Raw genomic sequence first — 1,246 nt, 5'->3', positions numbered from 1 at the left:
ACCCGACATTGCTGTCGGGTTTTGCCGAAGGGGAAATAAGGACGGAGAGGCTCCATCCCAAGCCCGGCACGTCACAAACAAAAAACCCGGGCGCATCGGCCCGGGTTCGAAGGAGGAAGAAAGAACTGTGATCAGGCGGCCTGTTCCAGGCTTGCCTTCCATTTTCCAAGCGCCGCCAGATGGTTCATATGGGCGCGATGGGTGAAGGCGGCCTGGCCGGCGGCGACGTTCGAGGCCTTGCCGCTCCAAGCTTTCTGCGGCGCGGCCTGCAGCGCGCGGCCATAGGAGAAGGTCAGCTTCCAGGGATGCGGGCCGATGGCGTTGATGGCGTTGAGGTTGGCGGTCGCCTCCTCGTCCTCCTGGCCGCCGGAGAGGAAGGCGATGCCCGGCACCGCTGCCGGTACGGTTTCGCGGAACAGTTTTATGGTCTTTTCCGCGACTTCTTCCGGACTGCTCACCTTGCCCGATTTCTTGCCGGCCAGCACCATGTTGGGCTTCAGGATGGTGCCTTCGAGCACCACGCGCGCCGCATGGAGCTCGTCATAGAGCTTGATCAGCGTTGCCTTCGAGATCTCGTAGCAGGTGTCGATGTCGTGGGCGCCGTCCATCAGCACTTCCGGCTCGACGATTGGCACGATGCCGGCCTCCTGGCAAAGGGCTGCATAGCGGGCGAGCGCATGGGCGTTCGAGTTGATCGAGTTGGCCGAGGGCACGCCCTTGGCCTGGTCGATGTCGATCACCGCGCGCCATTTGGCGAAGCGGGCGCCGAGCTTGTAGTAGTCGGCAAGGCGCTCGCGCAGGCCATCGAGGCCCTCGGTGATGGTGTCGCCGGGAAAGCCGGCCAGCGGCTTGGCGCCGGCATCGACCTTGATGCCGGGGATGGCGCCGGCCGCCTTGATGATGTCGACCAGCGGCGTGCCGTCGGCGGCCTTCTGGTGGATCGTCTCGTCATAGAGGATGACGCCGGAAATGTAGCGGGTCATCGCCTCCCTGGCGCGGAACATCATCTCGCGGTAGTCGCGTCGGCTGTCGGCGGTCGATTCAACGCCAATGACGTCGAAGCGCTTCTTGATGGTGCCGGAACTTTCGTCGGCGGCTAGCAGGCCCTTGCCATCGGCGACGATCGCGGCGGCAATGTCTTCGAGACGTTCGCTCATTGTTGCTTCTCCTGAAGGGGTTCGTTCCGCGCTTAACGGAAGTCTACCGCCAAAGGAATGGCATCGGAAAGCGCGAATCGATTGAAAGC

1 protein-coding gene is annotated in these 1,246 nt (G+C 63.2%); it reads right to left on the bottom strand.

Annotation, left to right across the window (positions count from 1 at the left end):
- Positions 1 to 131: 131 nt before the first annotated feature.
- Complete coding sequence (locus EN935_RS36535; protein WP_127374263.1) at positions 132 to 1,157, bottom strand: class I fructose-bisphosphate aldolase; 1,026 nt, start codon at positions 1,155 to 1,157, stop codon at positions 132 to 134.
- Positions 1,158 to 1,246: the final 89 nt, after the last annotated feature.

Origin of the sequence: Mesorhizobium sp. M7D.F.Ca.US.004.03.1.1 (assembly GCF_003998635.1) — a bacterium.
GTDB classification, from domain to species: Bacteria; Pseudomonadota; Alphaproteobacteria; order Rhizobiales; family Rhizobiaceae; genus Mesorhizobium; species Mesorhizobium loti.
Note: the sequence above shows the minus strand (reverse complement) of the source record. Positions and strands in the feature narration are given on the sequence as shown.